This window comes from Acinetobacter lactucae (assembly GCF_013344765.1).
Lineage (GTDB): Bacteria > Pseudomonadota > Gammaproteobacteria > Pseudomonadales > Moraxellaceae > Acinetobacter > Acinetobacter lactucae_A.
Window position 1 is genome coordinate 1 of the sequence record NZ_JABVBF010000390.1, and the last position, 687, is coordinate 687.

1 protein-coding gene is annotated in these 687 nt (G+C 39.7%); it reads left to right on the forward strand.

The window, feature by feature from the left end; translation table 11 throughout:
• Positions 1-103: 103 nt before the first annotated feature.
• Positions 104-687 (forward strand): thioredoxin family protein (locus tag HUN22_RS17500; RefSeq protein ID WP_174732039.1); only part of this gene is annotated, 584 nt, incomplete at its 3' end.

Below are 687 nucleotides of genomic sequence, written 5' to 3' on the forward strand. Positions count from 1 at the left end.
AAAAAACCGATCAAATCTATAAAAACATACTGTTTCACCTATTTTATGTTTTAACGTACTATGCATCTATTGAAAGAATTTGGATGCATTGGAGTAAAAACAGATGTTAGATCAAAACATTAAAACTCAATTAAAAGCTTACTTAGAACGTTTAGAAAGTCCAATCGAATTAGTTGCTGCTTTAGATGAATCAGATAAAGCTGCTCAAATTAAAGAACTGGTGACTGAAATCGCTGAGCTTTCTGACAAGGTGACTGCCCGTTTTGACGGCAATAATACACGTCGTCCAAGCTTTGGTGTGGCTAAAGCAGGTGAACAGCCTCGTGTGTTCTTTGCAGGCTTACCAATGGGGCATGAGTTTACGTCTTTGATCTTGGCACTGTTACAGGTGTCTGGCTATGCACCTAAAGTTTCTGATCAAGTGCTTAATCAGATTAAAGGTTTAAACCTCAAAGCCAACTTTGATGTGTTTGTATCACTCAGCTGTCATAACTGTCCTGATGTAGTACAGGCACTCAACTTGATTGCGATTTACAACCCGAATACTACGGCAACCATGATTGATGGTTCATTCTTCCAAGACGAAGTGGAACAACGCAAAATCATGGCTGTACCGATGGTATTCCAAGATAACGAGCACATTGGTCAAGGCCGTATGACCCTTGAAGAGATTGTGGCGAAACTTGA